The sequence below is a fragment of the Paenarthrobacter sp. CC6 genome, from assembly GCF_040560085.1.
GTDB lineage: Bacteria > Actinomycetota > Actinomycetes > Actinomycetales > Micrococcaceae > Arthrobacter > Arthrobacter nicotinovorans.
This window is the reverse complement of record NZ_JARDAN010000049.1, coordinates 1-1,034: the sequence shown is the minus strand read 5'-3', so window position 1 is coordinate 1,034 and position 1,034 is coordinate 1. Positions and strand designations below refer to the sequence as shown.

General features: G+C 62.4%; 1 protein-coding gene. It reads left to right on the top strand.

What is annotated here, in order from left to right:
- The first annotated feature begins 140 nt into the window (after window positions 1-140).
- Window positions 141-734 carry an HhH-GPD-type base excision DNA repair protein gene (locus tag PV760_RS21425; RefSeq protein WP_354628657.1) on the top strand — a complete coding sequence of 198 codons (594 nt, stop codon included), beginning with the start codon at window positions 141-143 and terminating at the stop codon, window positions 732-734.
- Window positions 735-1,034: the final 300 nt, after the last annotated feature.

The following is a 1,034-nucleotide window of genomic DNA, read 5'->3' as shown; positions in this document are numbered from 1 at the left end:
ACTCAGAAAACAATACACGCCCCACAACCCCAACGCAAATCCACCACCCAACACCCCCACACCAACCCCCAAAACCCACCAAACCGCCGTCGAACACCACCTACAACACGGCCGTGACGACACCGCCGGTGGGTGGGAGGATGGGACCCATGGAACTCCACATCACAGGCGAAGACGCCGCCGACCAGCTGCTCAGTCAAGACGCCTTTGCATTGTTGACGGGCATGCTGCTCGATCAACAGGTCACCATGGAATCGGCCTTTGCCGGCCCGGAGAAGATCCGTACGCGTCTGGGCACCCTCGATCCGGGCGTCATCGCTGGCCAGGATCCGGCCGGCTTCGTGGAGCTCTTCAAGGAGAGGCCCGCCGTCCACCGCTTTCCGGGCTCCATGGCAGGCAGGGTCCAGGCCCTCGCTGCCACGGTGCACAGTGACTGGGACGGAGATGCAGCAGCGATCTGGACGAAGGGTAACCCTGACGGCCCCGAAGTGCTCCGCAGGCTCAAGGCACTGCCCGGTTACGGAGAACAAAAGGCGAAGATCTTCCTGGCGCTTTTGGGCAAGCAATGCGGTCTCAAAGCCACCGGATGGCGTGAGGCCGCCGGCCACTACGGAGAAGACGGCTCCTACTTATCCGTGGCCGACATCGTGGACCCTGCATCCCTGGCCAAGGTCCGCGCCAGCAAGCAAGCAGCGAAAGCCGCAGCAAAGGCTGCAAAGACAAGCGGCTCCTGAACCCGCCGCCCGCCCGGCACATTCAATGTCGGGTGGGTTGTGTGGGTGGCCGTCTACGGCATTGCCGTAGATTACGTTGACGCACGCGCGACTCTCCGCAGCAATGGCGACCTCCGAGTTGGCGATGCGAAGCTCCAGTCAACCGCAGGCGTGAGCCAGGAACGACTCCCGGCAATGCCCTAACGCGCATACTTCCACGAGGGGGCAGGGCCGGTGCTTGTGTGAAGTTGAAGTGTTTGTTAAATGGAAGAGCCCCAACCGTGGTTGGGGCTCTTCGTTAATGGTTGTCCGGCGGTGTCC